The 18,315-nt window shown below is 69.7% G+C and carries 13 protein-coding genes; 10 read left to right on the top strand and 3 right to left on the bottom strand.

Going from position 1 to position 18,315, the window contains the following annotated elements; all coding sequences use genetic code 11:
* Nucleotides 1–165 precede the first annotated feature (165 nt).
* A complete protein-coding gene (locus tag QIT00_RS19680) occupies nt 166–1,521 on the top strand; it encodes an SUKH-4 family immunity protein (protein WP_282536623.1) in 1,356 nt (451 codons plus the stop codon).
* Between the two features lie 122 nt (nt 1,522–1,643).
* Here the strand turns inward: QIT00_RS19680 and eccCa are convergent, their stop codons facing one another.
* Nucleotides 1,644–5,588: a type VII secretion protein EccCa gene (gene eccCa / locus QIT00_RS19675; protein ID WP_282536622.1), complete on the bottom strand. Its 3,945-nt coding sequence runs from the start codon at nt 5,586–5,588 to the stop codon at nt 1,644–1,646.
* Nucleotides 5,589–5,853: 265 nt separating this feature from the next.
* Between eccCa and eccD the strand changes: the two genes are divergently transcribed.
* The 6 genes from eccD (at nt 5,854) to QIT00_RS19645 (ending at nt 13,120) form a co-directional block, all read left to right on the top strand.
* The gene (gene eccD, locus QIT00_RS19670; RefSeq protein ID WP_282536621.1) at nt 5,854–7,311 is read left to right on the top strand and encodes a type VII secretion integral membrane protein EccD; all 1,458 of its coding nucleotides are present in this window, start codon (nt 5,854–5,856) and stop codon (nt 7,309–7,311) included.
* Nucleotides 7,312–7,556: 245 nt separating this feature from the next.
* Nucleotides 7,557–7,844: a 30S ribosomal protein S15 gene (gene rpsO / locus QIT00_RS19665; protein WP_282516991.1), complete on the top strand. Its 288-nt coding sequence runs from the start codon at nt 7,557–7,559 to the stop codon at nt 7,842–7,844.
* A 390-nt stretch (nt 7,845–8,234) separates the two neighbouring features.
* A complete protein-coding gene (locus QIT00_RS19660; protein ID WP_282536620.1) occupies nt 8,235–10,463 on the top strand; it encodes a polyribonucleotide nucleotidyltransferase in 2,229 nt (742 codons plus the stop codon).
* A complete protein-coding gene (locus tag QIT00_RS19655) occupies nt 10,460–11,839 on the top strand; it encodes a M16 family metallopeptidase (RefSeq protein WP_282536619.1) in 1,380 nt (459 codons plus the stop codon). The genes QIT00_RS19660 and QIT00_RS19655 overlap by 4 nt, the downstream gene beginning before the upstream one ends.
* Nucleotides 11,840–11,894: 55 nt before the next feature.
* A complete protein-coding gene (dapB, locus tag QIT00_RS19650; RefSeq protein WP_282536618.1) occupies nt 11,895–12,650 on the top strand; it encodes a 4-hydroxy-tetrahydrodipicolinate reductase in 756 nt (251 codons plus the stop codon).
* A 26-nt stretch (nt 12,651–12,676) separates the two neighbouring features.
* Nucleotides 12,677–13,120: a tetratricopeptide repeat protein gene (locus QIT00_RS19645; protein ID WP_282536617.1), complete on the top strand. Its 444-nt coding sequence runs from the start codon at nt 12,677–12,679 to the stop codon at nt 13,118–13,120.
* Nucleotides 13,121–13,206: 86 nt separating this feature from the next.
* Here the strand turns inward: QIT00_RS19645 and QIT00_RS19640 are convergent, their stop codons facing one another.
* Nucleotides 13,207–13,764, bottom strand: a complete 558-nt coding sequence (locus QIT00_RS19640; protein ID WP_282536616.1) for a hypothetical protein — start codon at nt 13,762–13,764, stop codon at nt 13,207–13,209.
* Nucleotides 13,765–13,923: 159 nt separating this feature from the next.
* Nucleotides 13,924–14,163 (bottom strand): hypothetical protein, encoded by a 240-nt coding sequence (locus tag QIT00_RS19635; protein ID WP_282536615.1) that lies wholly within the window; start codon nt 14,161–14,163, stop codon nt 13,924–13,926.
* A 211-nt stretch (nt 14,164–14,374) separates the two neighbouring features.
* On the opposite strand from QIT00_RS19635, the gene thyX reads away from it, so the two are divergent.
* From thyX to QIT00_RS19620, 3 genes are all read left to right on the top strand, one after another.
* Nucleotides 14,375–15,127, top strand: a complete 753-nt coding sequence (thyX, locus tag QIT00_RS19630; protein ID WP_282536614.1) for an FAD-dependent thymidylate synthase — start codon at nt 14,375–14,377, stop codon at nt 15,125–15,127.
* 281 nt (nt 15,128–15,408) lie between these two features.
* On the top strand, nt 15,409–16,308 hold the full coding sequence (dapA, locus tag QIT00_RS19625; RefSeq protein WP_282536613.1) for a 4-hydroxy-tetrahydrodipicolinate synthase: 900 nt from the start codon (nt 15,409–15,411) through the stop codon (nt 16,306–16,308).
* Nucleotides 16,309–16,483: 175 nt separating this feature from the next.
* Nucleotides 16,484–18,169 carry a ribonuclease J gene (locus QIT00_RS19620; RefSeq protein ID WP_282536612.1) on the top strand — a complete coding sequence of 562 codons (1,686 nt, stop codon included), beginning with the start codon at nt 16,484–16,486 and terminating at the stop codon, nt 18,167–18,169.
* Nucleotides 18,170–18,315 lie beyond the last annotated feature (146 nt).

Below are 18,315 nucleotides of genomic sequence, written 5' to 3'. Positions count from 1 at the left end.
GCCCGCGCGCGGCGCACCACAGCGGTCGATTAAGGTCAACGGACAGTTGACACGGAAGCATCACATCAGCCCACACCAGCCTTACGTCGGAGACGTGGAGCAGGCCCCGTACGTCACACCATCCACCCGGACACCTCGGACCCGAACCCCCCAAGGAGCCCCCGCGTGCCCCCGCCCCCCGAGACCACGCAGGAGCAAGCCCGAGCCGCGGCCGACGGCTGGCTCAACGGCGACGCGGCCACCGAGCGGCGCCGTGAAGTCCGTATGCACGAGTTCTCCCTCGGCTGGGTCGTCTGGGCCGCGCCGCCGCCCGGGGAACGCGACCCGGAGACCGGCGAGCGCCGGCCGCCCGCCGAGGTCGACGCCGCCACCGCCGTGGTGGACCGCCGCACCGGCGAACTCTCCACCTGGCCCGCCCTCCCCGTGGAGGACGTCGCCCGCCTCTACGAGGAGAAGCACGCGCCCGAGCAGGAGCAACCGGAGCCCGACGCCCCGCCCGCCCCACAGGCCGCCCCGCCCCCGCGCGAGCGCCCCGTCACCGGGCCCGGCAACACCGCCGTGTTCACGTACGTCGACCCGGCCACCGGCGAGGAGACCTCTCTGCTGCGCACCTCGGGCCCCGGACTCGCCCCCGCCGAGACGCGCTGCTACGCCGAACTGCTGCGCCTCAACATCCCGCCGCAGAACGTCACCGCCGTCCACACCGACCTCAACCCCGGCCTCCTGCCCGGCGGTTACACCGGCGAGCTGCTGCTGTCCGGCGCGCTGCCGAGCGCCGAGTTCTCCTCGACGCACGAGTACGGCCTGTTCGCCCAGGAACGGAACGACGGCGCCGCCCGACTCGTCGAGCACGTCGAGTCGCTGTACGCCATCACCGGCCACGAACCGCCGCCCCGCCCGCATCGCACCCGGCTGCCCGCCTATGTGCGGCCCGCCGCGCCCGTCGCCGACGAGGCCCTCGGCCGCCACCTCGACAAGCTCTTCGACGAGACCGGCGGCGTACGGCGGTTCAGGCCCGAGGAGCTCGCCGGGCTCGATCTGCCCGGGCCCACGCGCGGCACCCTCCTCGTGGCCGGTCTGCCGGCCGACGTCCCGTTCTTCTTCGGCGCCCCCAAGGAGACCGACCCGGTGCAGGACGCCGCGAGCCATCTCCGCGACCACGGCGCCCAGTTGCCCGAGCCCGTACTCGCCACGCTCGCCGGACACGTACGCGTCGGCACCGACGGCTGGGCCGAGATCACCGTGCAGTGCGCGGGCGCCGAGGAGTGGAAGGGCCTGGTGTGGGCGGCCAGCCCCAAGTCCGGCTCGGGCCGCCTGGTCAACACCTCCCTGAACGCGTTCGTACGCTCCCTCGCCCTGCTCGTCGCCACCCGCAACGGCATGGTGGGCATGGACCCCCACCAGGCCGGCACCGCCGTCGAGGAGTTCCAGACCAGGCTGGCCGCGATCGACGCGCGGGCCCTGGACCCGGACAACTGGTGGGCGACGGTGGTCGATCAGATGTGGCACGGCCTGTTCTGAGCCGTCAGATGTGGCACGGCCTGTTCTGAGACCGAGCCGTACGAGCCGGATCGCCGAAGGGGCGGCACCCACAACGGGTGCCGCCCCTTCGGCGTCGTACGAACAAACCTCAGAACCGAACCTCAGAACCGGGACGGCAGCCAGCCCGTCTGGACCATCTGCCCACCACGGCGGCGCGTGTGGAAGAAGCCACGGCCGGGCGGGAGCTGGGTCGGCGTGATGTTGCCGAGGAGCTGGCCCTCGACACGGTCACCGGACAGGACCACACCCTGCGCGCCGAGCTCACGGATGCGCTGCATCACCGGCTCGTACAGGGAGCGGCTGGCACCGCCGGACTGGCGCGCGATGATCACGCGCAGACCCACGTCCCGCGCGAACGGCAGGTACTCAAGGAGCGGCTGGAGCGGGTTCATGCCCGTGGCCACCAGGTCGTAGTCGTCGATGATGACGAACGCGTCCGGGCTGCTGTACCAACTGCGGTTGCGCAGCTGCTCGGGCGTGACATCCGGACCCGGCATACGGCGGCTGAGCGAGCCCGCCAGACCCTCCAGGGTCTCCGTGAGGGCCGGCGCCGAGGCGCAGTAGCGCGAGAGGTGCGACTCGGGGACGCCCTCCAGGTGCGCACGGCGGTAGTCACCGATGACGATCTTCGCCTTGTCGGGCTGGTACCGCTCGCAGATCTGCTTGATGAGCAGCCGGATGAGCGCGGACTTGCCGGACTCGCTCTCGCCGAAGATGACGAAGTGCGGGTCGCTCTCGAAGTCCACGAAGACCGGGGCGAGCTGCGACTCGTCGATACCGAAGGCGATACCGCGCTCCGGGTGCTCGAAGCCCTTGGGCAGCCGGTCCGCGTCCAGTTCGCGCGGGAGCAGCCGCACCGCGGGGGCCGGGGCGCCCTGCCAGTTCTCGTTGATCGCGTTGATCACCACGGAGGTGGCCTCCGCGAGGTCCTCCGTCTCCGAGGAACCGTCCACGCGCGGCAGCGCCGTCATGAAGTGCAGCTTGTCCGTGCTCAGGCCGCGGCCGGGCACGGCCGCCGGGACGTTCTGCGCGACCTTGCGGTCGATCTCCGACTCGGTGGGGTCACCGAGGCGCAGCTCGATGCGGTTCTGCAGCATGTCCTTGAGCGCGGGCCGCACCTCGGTGTACCGGCTCGCCGTGATGATCACGTGGACACCGAAGCCGAGACCGCGCATCGCCATGTCGGTGATGGACGCCTCAAGGGCTTCGTAGTCCGTCTTGAAGGTCCCCCAGCCGTCGATGACCAGGAAGACGTCACCCCAGGGCTGGTCGGGCAGCTGGCCCGAGGCCCGGCGCTGCCGGTAGGTCTGGATGGAGTCGACGTTGTTCGCGCGGAAGTACTCCTCGCGCGCGTTGAGGATGCCCTCGACCTCGCTGACCGTACGCCGCACCTTCTCGGCGTCGAGCCGGTTCGCGACACCGCCGACGTGGACCAGGTCCTCCATCGCGATGAGACCGCCACCACCGAAGTCCAGGCAGTAGAACTGCACTTCGCTGGGCGTGTGGGTGAGCGCGAACGAGGTGATCATCGAGCGCAGCAGCGTCGACTTTCCGGACTGCGGACCACCCACGAACAGACCGTGACCTGCACCGCCGGAGAAGTCCCGGTACAGGACGTCGCGGCGCTGCTCGAAGGGCTTGTCGACGAGGCCGACCGGGACGTTGAGCCGGCCGAGCGCCGTGTACTCCGGTGCGGTCAGGCCGCGTTCCGGCGTGATCGCCAGGGCCGGAAGCAGCTGCTCAAGCGAGGGCGCCTCCTCCAGCGGCGGCAGCCACACCTGGTGCGCCGGCGGGCCCTGGCCGACCATCTTGCTGACGATCACGTCGAGCACGGTGTCCGCGAGGGCGTCGTCGACGCGGTTGTCCTGCTCCGGCTCCTCGATCACCGGCTGCGGCGGCAGCTCCACGTGCCCGGCCTTGAACACCGCGGGCCGCAGCTGCGTCGAACGGTGCACGCGCGAGGGGCCCTCGCCGTGGTACGGACCGGACACGTAGGCCGCCTTGAAACGCACCATGGTGTCGGTGTCGTACCGCAGATAACCCGAACCCGGGATCGACGGCAGGTGGTACGCGTCCGGCACGCCGATCGCCGTACGCGACTCGGCCGCGGAGAACGTCCGCAGACCGATGCGGTACGAGAGGTACGTGTCCAGACCGCGCAGCTTGCCCTCTTCCAGGCGCTGCGAGGCGAGCAGCAGGTGCACACCCAGGGACCGGCCGATACGGCCGATCTGGATGAACATGTCGATGAAGTCCGGCTTCGCGGTGAGGAGTTCGGAGAACTCGTCGAGCACGATGACAAGGGACGGCATCGGTTCGAGGGCGGCACCGGCGGCGCGCGCCTTCTCGTAGTCCGTGAGGTTGGCGAAGTTGCCCGCCGTACGCAGCAGCTCCTGGCGGCGCTGCATCTCACCGGTGATCGAGTCGCGCATGCGGTCGATGAGCGTGAGGTCGTCGGCGAGGTTGGTGATCACGGCCGCGGTGTGCGGCATGTCCGCCATGCCGGCGAAGGTCGCACCGCCCTTGAAGTCCGCGAGGATGAAGTTCAGCGTCTCCGAGGAGTGCGTCACCGAGAGACCGAGCACCAGCGTGCGCAGCACCTCGGACTTACCGGAACCGGTGGCGCCGACGCACAGGCCGTGCGGGCCCATGCCTTCCTGCGCGGCCTCCTTGAGGTCGAGCATGACCGGCTCGCCGGCCTGGCCGACACCGATCGGCACGCGCAGGCGCTCGTGCTGCGTGCGCGGCCGCCACGTGCGCGAGACGTCCACCGAACCGGCGTCGCCGATGCCCATGAGGTCGGTGAAGTCCAGGTTGGCGAGGAGCGGTTCGCCCTCTTCGGCGCTGCCGACGCGGTACGCCGCCAGCTGCCGGGCGAGCGCCTCGGCCTGCTCCAGGCTCAGGGCGTCGGGCGTGCCGTTGTACGCCGACTCGTGGCCGACGAACAGCTGCAGCTTCTCCGGCTTCAGGTACGCCGTCAGACCGCCGCGCAGCTCGTCCTCCAGCTCACCGGGGGCGATCTCCAGGAAGGTCACGCCCTGGAGGCCCTCGGCGCCCGCGAGTTCGGAGTCGGGCGGGACCGTGCCGCCGTCGAGGATGACGATCAGGTGCGGCTGGTCGTACACCGGGTTCGCGTCCCGGTTCCAGCGCGGGCGGTCGCCCAGCTGGTCCTCGAGCGCCTCCTCCAGCTCGCCGAGGTCGTCGAAGAGCAGCCGGGCCGAGCCCGCGCCGTCCTTCACCTTCGGGTGCTGGGCGTGCGGCAGCCACTTGATCCAGTCCCAGTCCGCCGCGGCCGAGGGGTGCGCCACCACGGCGACGAGCAGGTCCTCGGGGGAGTGCAGCGTGGTCAACTGGGCGATCGCCGCACGCGCGTTGGCGTACACGGTGTCCGTGTCGCCGCAGAGCGCCAGGTGGTAGAAGGCGCGCAGCGAGACCGCGACCGGCAGGTCGGCGATCGAGCCGTGCGCGTCGAGGAAGGCCTTCATCGCCGCTGCCGTCAGCGGCTCGAGCTCCTCCTTGGGCGCCGTCTCCGGCGCGACCAGCGGAGTGTTCAACTGCTGGCTGCCCAGGCCCATACGGACCGACGCGAAGTCGTTGTCCGTCGGCCGGCGCTCCCACAGCCGCTTGCCGTCCGCGGCCACGGCCCAGAGCTGGTCCGGGTCCGGGTGCTGGAACAGCTGCGTACGGCGCTGGAGTTCGGCGGTCTTGTGCACGTCCTTGCGGACCTGCTCGAGATACCGGAAGTAGTCACGCCGGTCCTGCGCCATCCCCGCGCCGCCGCCCTGCCGGGACTTGGCGAACTGCGCGATGGCCATCGCCAGCGTCGAGGCGAGCATGAGACCGCCCACCACGCGCATGTACGACGGAAGGTTCGGCATGAAGAAGAAGCCGACGGAACCCAACATGCCGAACATCGGCAGCAGGTTCATCAGCACACTGTCGTCGCCCTCCCGAGGAATTTCGGGCGGTGACTCGAGCTTGACCTCCCCCTCCGGGACGGCAGGCGGCTGAATCCGCGGCTGCCGTTTGATGATGACGACGCTCACCGATGCACTCATCCTTCGTCATTGATACGTCCATGCACCGACGCCCCCCGTTGAGCGGCGACGGCTTCCCGTCGTAGGCGCCGATCCTACTGTCAAGCTCCGACACTCAGGCATCCAGGAGGGGTGGAGATGCGGCAAGGGTGCGAGGAGAAATGAGGGAGGTGGCGCCAGCACCCCCCGGGCCTGGGGGTAGGGTGGCGCTCCGCCGTTGTACGCGCGGCGTAAAGACGTAAGTCAGGGCCTTGTATACAGGGGGAACTACCAGGTGAGCACGGGCACATCGACAGGTTTCTGCCGGGTCACCGTCGCAGCGCCGGACAGTCGGATCGATGTGGCGCTGCCCGAGGATCTGCCGATCCAGGACATCTATCCGGAGATCGTTCGGCTTTCGGGCATGGCCCACGACGACAACGCCCTCGCCGGCTACCACCTGGTGCGCCGCGACGGCGACGTGCTCGACGCGAGCCGTTCGCTCCTCGAGCACCGCGTCCGCGACGGCGAGGTGCTGCTGCTGCGGCCGTTCGCCGACTCGCTGCCGCCGGCCGTCCACGACGACGTGGTGGACGCGGTCGCCTCGGCGGTCAAGCAGGATCTGCGCGGGTGGAACGACAACCTCATGCGCGTCGCCGGTCTCGTCTCGGGCGTACTGCTCCTGACGATGCTCGGCTTCGTGTTCTGGTTCGCGGATCCGCTGCGCCACGACATGAACGGACTGCAGGGCATCGTCGCCGGCGTCGTCGCGATCGCGCTCACCGCCCTCGCGGGCGTGCGCGGCCGGGTGTACGACGACCGGGGCGCGGCGGTCGCACTCGGCATCGCGTCACTGCCGCACGCGCTGATCGCCGGATCGGGCGTCCTTCCGCAGGATGCGACGGAGGGACCGGGCAAGCTCCAGTTCCTGGTCGGCTGCGTGGTCGTACTGATCTTCTCCGTCGTGCTGATCATGCTGCTGCCGCAGGGTGACGCACCGTTCGTCGCCGCGGCGCTCGCCGCCGCCATCGGCACGCTCGCCGCGTTCGTCGGCATCCTCACCGAGGCCGAGCCGCGCGAGATCGCCGCCGGAACCGCCGTCGTCGCCGTCGCCGTGATCGGCTTCCTGCCCGGCTGGTCCGCCCGGTTCGCCAAGCTGCCGATCGGCTTCCGCTCGCCGGAGGACCTGGCCCGCGCCCGCCGCGAGGGCCAGGAGGGCAACCTCGAGGCCGTCGACGTCCAGCGCATCGTCGCCCAGACCAGCCGCGGCCACGAGCTCCTGCTGGGCATGGTCGGCGGCTGCGCCATCGTGATCGTCGGCTCCGCCGGTGCCGTCCTCGGCTTCAGCGACAGCGGCTGGGCCCAGCTCGTCGCCCTGGTCGTCGGCCTCGCCGCGATGCTCCGCGCCCGCCTCTTCCGCTACACCGCGCAGGTCACCTGCCTGATGGTCTCCGGCGTCGTCACCATCGCGCTGCTGATCCTCGGCCTCGCGATCTCGCCGCCGTTGGAGATGCTGAAGGACCTCGCCGCGGGCGACTCGGGTCCGGTCGACCTCCGCACCCTGTGGCTCGGCGCCTGCGTCGTGGCCGGTGCGCTGCTCCTGATCGCGATCGCCCTGATCGTCCCGCAGAAGGGCCTCTCCCCGTTCTGGGGCCGGATGCTCGACCTCGCGGACTCGCTGGTCCTGCTCTCCCTCATCCCGCTCTGCCTGGCCGTGCTCGACGTGTACGCCAAGGTGCGCGGAGGGGTGTAGCGCCCTGCCGGTACGAAGGACGAGAGGGGCCCGGGTCTTCCCGGGCCCCTCTCGCGTACGCCGTGGTAAAGCCCCCGACAGCTGACTGGTACTCTGTGTGCGGCCGTTTGTGTACGCGTCCCCGGAGCCCTCAGAAGCACTGGAGACAGCGACCGGCGGATCCCCGCCTCCCGAGTCACGGAAGCTCCCCTGAGATGTAGACCAGGGGCACTCGGTGGCAGCAACCAGACATATGAGGAGTTCGCGTGTCCCTCGACACCGCCACGAAGAAGCAGATCATGGCCGAGTTCGCCACCAAGGAGGGTGACACCGGCTCCCCCGAGGTCCAGGTCGCCCTGCTCTCGCGCCGTATCTCGGACCTGACCGAGCACCTGAAGACCCACAAGCACGACCACCACTCCCGTCGTGGCCTGCTGATCCTGGTCGGCCAGCGTCGCCGCCTGCTTCAGTACCTGGCCAAGAAGGACATCACGCGCTTCCGCGCCCTCGTCGAGCGCCTCGGCATCCGCCGCGGTGCGGCGGGCGCCAAGTAAGACGCCGTGAAGGGAGCGGTTCCCACGCCTAGGGGGCCGCTCCCTTTGCTGTACGTGCGCACAGAGCACGACGGCTTTGTAGTCTGGTCACGGAACGTCGTACGAGACGTACGTCACCCGTGACGGACCGTCCCGCGCGGCACAGCCGTACCGGACAACGCAGAACAAGACGATACGCACGAGGAGAGGCGACCTCCGCCGACGCCGGTCCTCGGTAGTGGCCCCCGGGAAAACGAAGTGCCATCCCCGGGTGCTTCGATCGAAGACCGGCCCGCACTCAAGGCGCTTCTCCGCCCCCCGTCCCCTCGCCACACGGGCGACGCGGACAAAAGACGAACAGTTCCGGCGTCACGCCGACACCGGAACGACAAGCAAACGGAGAGATCGCTAGTGGAGAACGAGACCCACTACGCCGAGGCCGTCATCGACAACGGCACGTTCGGCACCCGCACCATCCGCTTCGAGACGGGCCGCCTGGCCCGTCAGGCCGCCGGCTCCGCCGTCGCCTACCTGGACGACGACACGATGGTCCTTTCGGCCACCACCGCGTCCAAGAAGCCCAAGGACCAGCTCGACTTCTTCCCGCTCACGGTGGACGTCGAGGAGCGGCAGTACGCCGCCGGCAAGATCCCCGGTTCGTTCTTCCGCCGTGAGGGCCGCCCCTCCGAGGACGCGATCCTGACCTGCCGCCTGATCGACCGCCCGCTGCGCCCGTCCTTCAAGAAGGGCCTGCGCAACGAGATCCAGGTCGTCGAGACGATCATGGCGCTCAACCCCGACCACCTCTACGACGTGGTCGCCATCAACGCCGCCTCCTGCTCCACGCAGCTGGCCGGCCTGCCCTTCTCGGGCCCGATCGGCGGCACGCGCGTGGCGCTCATCAAGGGCCAGTGGGTCGCGTTCCCGACGCACACCGAGCTCGAGGACGCCGTCTTCGACATGGTTGTCGCCGGTCGCGTCCTGGAGGACGGCGACGTCGCGATCATGATGGTCGAGGCCGAGGCCACCGAGAAGACCATCGAGCTCGTCAAGGGCGGCGCCGCGGCGCCGACCGAGGAGATCGTCGCCGCCGGTCTCGAGGCCGCGAAGCCCTTCATCAAGGTGCTCTGCAAGGCCCAGTCGGAGCTGGCCGCCAAGGCCGCCAAGCCGACCGGCGAGTTCCCGATCTTCCTCGACTACGAGGACGACGTCCTGGAGGCGCTCACCGCCGCCGTCAAGCCCGAGCTCGCCCAGGCGCTCACCATCGCCGGCAAGCAGGAGCGCGAGACCGAGCTGGACCGCGTCAAGGCGCTGGCCGGCGAGAAGCTCCTGCCGGACTTCGAGGGCCGCGAGAAGGAGATCTCCGCCGCGTACCGCTCGCTGACCAAGTCCCTGGTCCGTGAGCGCGTCATCAAGGAGAAGGTCCGCATCGACGGCCGCGGTGTCACCGACATCCGCACCCTGGCCGCCGAGGTCGAGGCCATCCCGCGCGTGCACGGCTCGGCCCTGTTCGAGCGCGGCGAGACCCAGATCCTGGGCGTCACCACGCTGAACATGCTGCGCATGGAGCAGCAGCTGGACACCCTCTCCCCGGTGACCCGCAAGCGCTACATGCACAACTACAACTTCCCGCCGTACTCCACCGGTGAGACCGGCCGCGTCGGCTCCCCGAAGCGCCGCGAGATCGGCCACGGCGCCCTCGCCGAGCGCGCCCTCGTGCCGGTGCTTCCGACGCGCGAGGAGTTCCCGTACGCGATCCGTCAGGTGTCCGAGGCCCTCGGCTCCAACGGCTCGACGTCCATGGGCTCGGTCTGCGCCTCCACCATGTCGCTGCTCAACGCCGGTGTGCCGCTGAAGGCCGCCGTCGCCGGTATCGCCATGGGCCTGATCTCCCAGGAGGTCGACGGCGAGACGCACTACGTCACCCTCACCGACATCCTCGGTGCGGAGGACGCCTTCGGCGACATGGACTTCAAGGTCGCCGGTACGAAGGAGTTCGTGACCGCCCTCCAGCTCGACACCAAGCTGGACGGCATCCCGGCCTCCGTCCTGGCCGCGGCCCTCAAGCAGGCCCGCGACGCCCGTCTGCACATCCTCGACGTGATGACCGAGGCGATCGACGTTCCGGACGAGATGTCCCCGAACGCGCCGCGGATCATCACCGTCAAGATCCCGGTGGACAAGATCGGTGAGGTCATCGGCCCCAAGGGCAAGATGATCAACCAGATCCAGGAGGACACCGGCGCCGACATCACGATCGAGGACGACGGCACCATCTACATCGGTGCCGCCGACGGCCCGGCCGCCGAGGCCGCCCGAGCCACGATCAACGGCATCGCCAACCCGACCATGCCGGAGGTCGGCGAGCGCTACCTGGGCACCGTCGTGAAGACGACGACCTTCGGTGCGTTCGTCTCCCTGCTGCCGGGCAAGGACGGTCTGCTGCACATCTCGCAGATCCGCAAGCTCGCCGGCGGCAAGCGCGTGGAGAACGTCGAGGACGTCCTCGGTGTGGGCCAGAAGGTCCAGGTCGAGATCGCCGAGATCGACTCCCGCGGCAAGCTCTCCCTGATCCCCGTCATCGAGGGCGAAGAGGGCGAAGAGAAGGCCGACGACAAGAAGGACGACGCCGCCAAGTGACGTCCCGTAGCACCACGACGACGGCCCGCCCCTCCTCGGAGAGGCGGGCCGTCGCCCGTACTCAAACCCTGCTCAAGGGCAAGGACGGCATCGGCACCGTGCGCCGCACGACCCTGCCGGGCGGCCTGCGGGTCGTCACCGAGACCCTGCCCTCCGTACGCTCCGCGACCTTCGGGATCTGGGCGCACGTCGGATCGCGCGACGAGACGCCGTCCCTGAACGGCGCCACGCACTACCTGGAACACCTCCTCTTCAAGGGCACGAAGAAGCGCACCGCCCTGGACATCTCCGCCGCGATCGACGCGGTCGGCGGCGAGATGAACGCCTTCACGGCGAAGGAGTTCACCTGTTACTACGCGCGCGTGCTCGACACCGACCTGCCGCTCGCGATCGACGTGGTGTGCGACATGCTCACCGGCTCGCTGATCCTGGAGGAGGACGTCGACGTCGAGCGCGGCGCCATCCTCGAAGAGATCGCGATGACCGAGGACGACGCGGGCGACTGCGTGCACGACCTGTTCGCGCACACCATGCTCGGCGACACCCCCCTCGGCCGCCCGGTCCTCGGCACCGTCGACACGGTCAACGGCCTGGACGCCTCCCGTATCCGGCGCTTCTACAAGAAGCACTACGACCCCCGCCACCTGGTGGTCGCGGCCGCGGGCAACGTCGACCACAACAAGGTCGTACGACAGGTCCGCGCCGCCTTCGAGAAGGCCGGCGCCCTCAAGGACCTGGAGGCGAGCCCGATCGCGCCCCGCGACGGCCGCCGCACCATCCGCACGGCCGGCGGACTCGACGTGGTCGACCGCAAGACCGAGCAGGCGCACGTCGTCCTCGGCATGCCGGGCCTGGCCCGCACCGACGAGCGCCGCTGGGCCCTCGGCGTCCTCAACACGGCACTGGGCGGCGGCATGTCGTCCCGCCTGTTCCAGGAGGTCCGCGAGAAGCGGGGCCTGGCCTACAGCGTGTACTCGTACACGTCCGGCTATGCCGACTGCGGCCTCTTCGGGGTGTACGCGGGCTGCCGCCCGAGCCAGGTGCACGACGTCCTGAGGATCTGCCGCGACGAGCTCGACCAGGTCGCCGAACACGGCCTCTCCGACGACGAGATCGGCCGCGCCATCGGCCAGCTCGCCGGCTCCACCGTGCTCGGCCTGGAGGACACCGGTGCGCTCATGAACCGCATCGGCAAGAGCGAGCTCTGCTGGGGCGACCACATCTCGGTGGACGACCTGCTCGCCCGGATAGCGGCGGTCACCCCGGACGAGGTGCGGGAGGTGGCACGCGACATCCTGGGACAGCGTCCCTCGCTGTCCGTCATCGGCCCGCTGAAGGACAAGCAGGCGGCCCGGCTGCACGAAGCGGTCGCGTAAGGCGGACGGTCGCGTAACGGCGTACCGCCCTCAACACCCGTAAGGAATCAAGCACATGAGCAAGCTGCGCGTGGCGGTCCTCGGCGCCAAGGGCCGGATCGGCTCGGAGGCGGCCCGTTCCGTCGAGGCCGCCGAGGACCTGGACCTGGTCGCCGCCCTCGACCGTGACGACAAGATCGAGACCCTCGCCGAGGTGGGCGCCCAGGTCGTCGTCGACCTGACGCACCCGGACGCGGTGATGGGCAACCTCGAGTACTGCGTCGCGAACGGCATCCACGGCGTCGTCGGTACGACGGGCTGGACCGACGAGCGCCTCGCGCAGCTGCGCGGCTGGCTGGACGCCCAGCCCTCCACGGGTGTCCTGATCGCCCCGAACTTCTCCATCGGCGCGGTCCTGACCATGCAGTTCGCGCAGAAGGCGGCCCGCTTCTTCGAGTCCGCCGAGGTCATCGAGCTGCACCACCCGAACAAGGCGGACGCCCCGAGCGGCACCGCGCACCGTACGGCCCAACTGATCGCCGAGGCCCGGGAGAAGGCAGGCTGCGCCCCGCAGCCCGACGCCACTTCCACGGCCCTGGACGGCGCCCGCGGCGCGGACGTCGACGGCGTACCGGTGCACTCGGTACGGCTGCGCGGACTGCTCGCCCACCAGGAGGTGCTGCTCGGCGGCGAGGGCGAGACGCTGACGATCCGTCACGACTCGCTGCACCACAAGAGCTTCATGCCGGGCATCCTGCTCGGTGTGCGCCGCGTCGTGGACACCCCGGGCCTCACCTTCGGCCTGGAGCACTTCCTCGACCTCGACAGCTGACTCTTTCTCCTCGAATCGACTCTCCGATGCGCGCAAAGATCACGTACTTCGCCCTGGCCGCCGCCCTGGTCGTCTACTTCGTCCTGGTCGGCAGCCGCGGCGTGCTGCTGATACGCGAAGGCACCGCGATCACCGTCACGTTCGGGATCGCGGTGCTCGTACTGCCGCTGATCGGCGTGTGGTTCCTCTGGAAGACCACCCAGTTCGCCCGCAAGGCGAACGCCCTGGCCGCCGAGCTCGAAGCGGAGGGCGGCCTCCCGGTCGACGAGCTCAAGCGCCTGCCGAGCGGCCGTATCGACCGCGAATCGGCGGACGAGGTCTTCGCCAGGCGCCGCGCAGAGACCGAGGACGCGCCGGACGACTGGCGCTGCTGGTTCCGCCTGGCGATCGCGTACCACGACGCCCGCGACACCCCGCGCGCCCGCAAGGCCATGCAGCGGGCGATCACGTTGCACGAGGGCGACAAGTAGCCCCTCCGGCGTTTGAGGAGCAGGGGTCCGGGGGCTGGCCCCCGAAGCTGCTGCAAGCTGTCGGGAAGGGGCGGGGCGGGGAGGGATCAGGCAGCGGCCCGATACTCGTCCGCCCAAGCCTCCACCGCATCCGCAGCCCGCTCGAACGCCTCGCTCCGCGAAAGAAAATCCGCGTTCCGATCGGTGAGCAGCGGCGCAGCCAACGCCTCCCCGTCCTGCACCACAAGCACCAGCGCCTGCCCCTGCACGGTCCGCGGCAGCCCGAGCCACCGCACCGGCTGCTGCGTCGTGCGCACGGCGGCGACCCGCGCCCACGCGACCGTACGCGTACGGAGGAACCCCACCTGCCGCAGCCCGCGCGCGCTGACCCAGGTGCCGACGCGCAGCATCCGCACGGCGGCGGCGATCACGAGCGACGCACCGGCCCCGCACGCCATCGCACCCGGTGTCTCCCCGGCGACGGCGATGATCACCGCGGCGAACAGCACGTACGAGGCGAGGAGCAGGAGCAGCGCGGCCGCGGCGACGCGCCACGGGCCTGGCCGGTACGGACGCCGCCAGGTGTCGCGGTCGTCGTACGGGAGCGCGACGTCGTCCGCCGCTTCGTCAAAAGCGCGGTCGGCCGTCAGGAAGGGCAGGGGCACGACTGTTCCTCACTCGAAGCACGCGTTGGGCTGTGTGCCCGGTGAGGCTACCCAGAGGGCGGACGAGCGGCCACCCTCGGGGGTTCGGCCGCGTCGTGCCGTGTCGCCGGGGCCGGACGGACCGTGCCCCTGACTGCGCGTCAGCGTTCGTACTACGCGTCAGCGTCCGTCGGCGGCTTCGGACTGCTGGGTGGACGCGGGTGACTGCTCCGGGGAGAGCGCGGGCAGCCCGAAGAGCAGGGAGCCCACCAGGCCGGCGACCAGCGTCGCGCCGATCAGCGTGCGGCCCATGATCTGACTGACCGTCGCGCGTTCGCGGGGCGGGGGAGTGACGTTGCTGCGGAACTTGTCGGCTTCGGCGATGAAGGCGAACGGAACGGGCTCGCGCCGACGGAACATGAGGGGCTCGGCTCCTTGGTGTCACGGGAGACCACACGGGTCTCGAACTGAATCGCTGCTACCAAGACAGACGTTCAAAAGGTCACATTGGTGCCCTGAATCAGGAAATTCACCGAAGAACGTTCCAGAGCACCGCCGAACGGCCCTCTGTCAGTGCCGAGCCGTAGAGTGGGCGCCGCCCGAGCGAGTGCGATTGGAAGGACCCCCGCCGGTGAGCGATACCCCCGAAGAGACCCCCGAAGCAGAGCTGAAGCCGAGTTTCCGCAGCGATGTCACCGTCGAGCTGGTGAAGCACAGCGCCGCAGACAGCGACGTGCTGTGGGCGGCCCGCGTCTCCACCGCGGGCGAGCAGTCCCTCGACGAGCTCACCAAGGACCCGGAGCGCTCCAAGGGCCTGATCAACTTCCTGATGCGGGACCGCCACGGCAGCCCCTTCGAGCACAACTCGATGACGTTCTTCATCAGCGCCCCCATCTTCGTCTTCCGCGAGTTCATGCGTCACCGCGTGGGCTGGTCGTACAACGAAGAGTCGGGGCGGTACAGGGAGCTCCAGCCGGTGTTCTACGTCCCGGACGAGTCCCGCAAGCTCGTCCAGGAGGGCCGCCCGGGGAAGTACGTCTTCGTGGAGGGCACCCAGGCGCAGCAGGAGCTCACGGGCCGCGTCATGGAGGACACGTACCGCCAGGCGTACGAGTCGTACCAGGAGATGCTCGCGGCGGGAGTGGCCCGCGAGGTCGCCCGCGCGGTCCTGCCGGTCGGCCTCTTCTCCTCGATGTACGCGACGTGCAACGCCCGCTCGCTGATGCACTTCCTCGGCCTGCGCACGCAGCACGAGGAGGCCAAGGTGCCGTCGTTCCCGCAGCGGGAGATCGAGATGGTCGGCGAGAAGATGGAGCAGGAGTGGGCCAGGCTCATGCCGCTCACGTACGCCGCGTTCAACAAGAACGGCCGCGTGGCCCCATAGCGACGATCGCGGGATCCGCAACCGCTGGCGCGTGCCCCGCAGGGCTCCGCGGTGCGCGACACACGGGGCTTTCGGTGGCAGGCACAGATGTACGGTCAGCCGTGCGAAGTGTCCGTATTGCGGCATTTCGAGAAGTTCATCTAGCCTGATCAAACGGACCCGGCACTGCTTGAACCCCCGAGCAGGCAGTGCCGGGATCCTTTCGATTTGGCCCCGTTGTCGGCCCCCTCACGCCCACCCGAGGGGGGACCTCGCACTGAGCAGCGAGTAGCGTGTTACCCATGGCTCCGACCTCGACTCCGCAAACCCCCTTCGGGAGGGTCCTCACCGCCATGGTCACGCCCTTCGCGGCGGACGGCGCACTCGACCTCGACGGCGCGCAGCGACTCGCCACCCACCTGGTGGACGCAGGCAACGACGGCCTGATCGTCAACGGCACCACCGGCGAGTCCCCGACCACCAGCGACGCGGAGAAAACCGAGCTCGTACGAGCCGTGGTGGAGGCGGTGGGCGACCGCGCCCACGTCGTCGCCGGAGTCGGCACCAACGACACCCGTCACAGCCTCGAACTGGCCCGCGCCGCCGAGAAGGTCGGCGCCCACGGCCTCCTCACGGTCACGCCGTACTACAACAAGCCGCCGCAGGAAGGCCTCTACCGGCACTTCACCGCGATCGCGGACGCCACCGAGCTGCCCGTCATGCTCTACGACATCCCCGGCCGCAGCGGCGTCCCCATCAACACCGAGACGATCGTCGCGCTCGCCGAGCACCCGCGGATCGTCGCCAACAAGGACGCCAAGGGCGACCTCGGCCGCGCCAGCTGGGCCATCGCCCGCTCCGGCCTCGCCTGGTACTCCGGCGACGACATGCTCAACCTGCCGCTGCTCTCCGTCGGCGCGGTCGGCTTCGTCTCCGTCGTCAGCCATGTCGTCACGCCCGAGCTGCGCGCGATGCTCGACGCACACCTCTCGGGCGACGTACGCAAGGCGACCGAGATCCACCAGAAGCTGCTGCCGGTCTTCACGGGCATGTTCCGCACCCAGGGCGTCATCACCACCAAGGCGGCCCTCACCCTGCAGAACCTGCCCGCCGGACCGCTGCGCCTGCCGCTGGTCGAACTGTCGAACGAGGAAACCCATCAGCTCAAGATCGACCTCGCCGCCGGCGGGGTACAGCTCTGACCACAGACTTCACAACTGAACAACCGCACAACTCAACAGCACCGCACAACTCAACAAGCACCACACACGCAAACAGACAGCACAGACGAGAACTGCAGACAACAACTGCACCTGCACGAATGTCATGCGCGCCACGTGCCTCTGGGTACGTGGCGCGTGTGGTTAGGAGAGTCTTTTGAGTCATCCGCACCCTGAGCTCGGCTCACCGCCGAAGCTGCCCGAGGGCGGCCTCCGCGTCACCCCGCTCGGCGGCCTCGGCGAGATCGGCCGCAACATGACCGTCTTCGAGTTCGGCGGACGCCTGCTGATCGTCGACTGCGGAGTGCTCTTCCCCGAGGAGGAGCAGCCCGGAATCGACCTGATCCTGCCGGACTTCAGCAGCATCCGGGACCGCCTCGACGACATCGAGGGCATCGTCCTCACCCACGGCCACGAGGACCACATCGGCGCCGTCCCGTACCTCCTCCGCGAGAAGCCGGACATCCCGCTGATCGGCTCCAAGCTGACCCTCGCCCTGATCGAGGCCAAGCTCCAGGAGCACCGCATCCGCCCGTACACCCTCGAGGTCAAGGAGGGCCACCGCGAGCGGGTCGGCCCCTTCGACTGCGAGTTCGTGGCGGTCAACCACTCCATCCCGGACGCCCTCGCGGTCGCCATCCGCACCCCTGCCGGCATGGTGGTCCACACCGGCGACTTCAAGATGGACCAGCTGCCGCTCGACGGCCGCCTCACGGACCTGAACACCTTCGCCCGTCTCGCCGAGGAGGGCATCGACCTGCTCCTCTCGGACTCGACGAACGCCGAGGTCCCCGGCTTCGTCCCGCCCGAGCGCGACATCTCGAACGTCGTACGACAGGTCTTCGCCAGCGCCCGAAAGCGCATCATCGTGGCGAGCTTCGCCAGCCACGTCCACCGCATCCAGCAGATCCTGGACGCCGCTCACGAGTACGGCCGCCGGGTCGCCTTCGTCGGCCGCTCCATGGTCCGCAACATGGGCATCGCCCGGGACCTCGGCTACCTGCGCGTCCCGCCGGGCCTGGTGGTCGACGTCAAGACCCTCGACGACCTGCCGGACGACGAGGTGGTCCTCGTCTGCACGGGCTCGCAGGGCGAACCCATGGCCGCGCTCTCCCGCATGGCCAACCGGGACCACCAGATCCGCATCGTCCAGGGCGACACCGTGATCCTGGCGTCGTCCCTGATCCCCGGCAACGAGAACGCGGTCTACCGCGTGATCAACGGCCTGACGCGCTGGGGCGCCAACGTGGTCCACAAGGGCAACGCCAAGGTCCACGTCTCCGGCCACGCGTCGGCGGGCGAGCTGCTGTACTTCTACAACATCTGCAAGCCCAAGAACCTGATGCCGGTCCACGGCGAATGGCGCCATCTGCGCGCCAACGCCGAGCTGGGCGCCCTGACGGGTGTGCCGCATCAGAACATCGTGATCGCCGAGGACGGCGTGGTGGTCGACCTCGTCGAGGGCAAGGCCAAGATCGTCGGCAAGGTCCAGGCGGGTTACGTCTACGTCGACGGCCTGTCGGTCGGTGACGTCACCGAGTCCTCCCTCAAGGACCGCCGCATCCTCGGCGACGAGGGCATCATTTCGGTCTTCGTCGTCGTGGACTCCACCACGGGCAAGATCACGGGCGGCCCGCACATCCAGGCACGTGGCTCGGGTATCGAGGACAACGCCTTCGGCGCCGTCATTCCGAAGATCGGGGAAGCCCTGGAGCGCTCCGCTCAGGACGGCGTCGTGGAACCGCACCAGCTGCAGCAGCTCGTCCGCCGCACGCTGGGCAAGTGGGTCTCCGACAACTACCGTCGGCGCCCGATGATCCTGCCGGTCGTCGTGGAGGTCTGACCTCCCGTCCGGCCTCTCCGAGGCTCGGAGCAGCGCCAACTGGGAGCGGGGGGGGGGGGGGGGGGGGGGGGGGGGGGGGGGGGGGCGCCCGGGGCGGGCCTGCTCCTCGGCACGTCCTGCTCCGCGCCGGATTCGCGGGGCTCCGA

Source organism: Streptomyces luteolus (assembly GCF_029968015.1).
Taxonomy (GTDB): Bacteria; Actinomycetota; Actinomycetes; order Streptomycetales; family Streptomycetaceae; genus Streptomyces; species Streptomyces luteolus.
The sequence above is the reverse complement of the archived record's forward strand: the minus strand, read 5'-3'. Positions and strand labels throughout refer to the sequence as shown.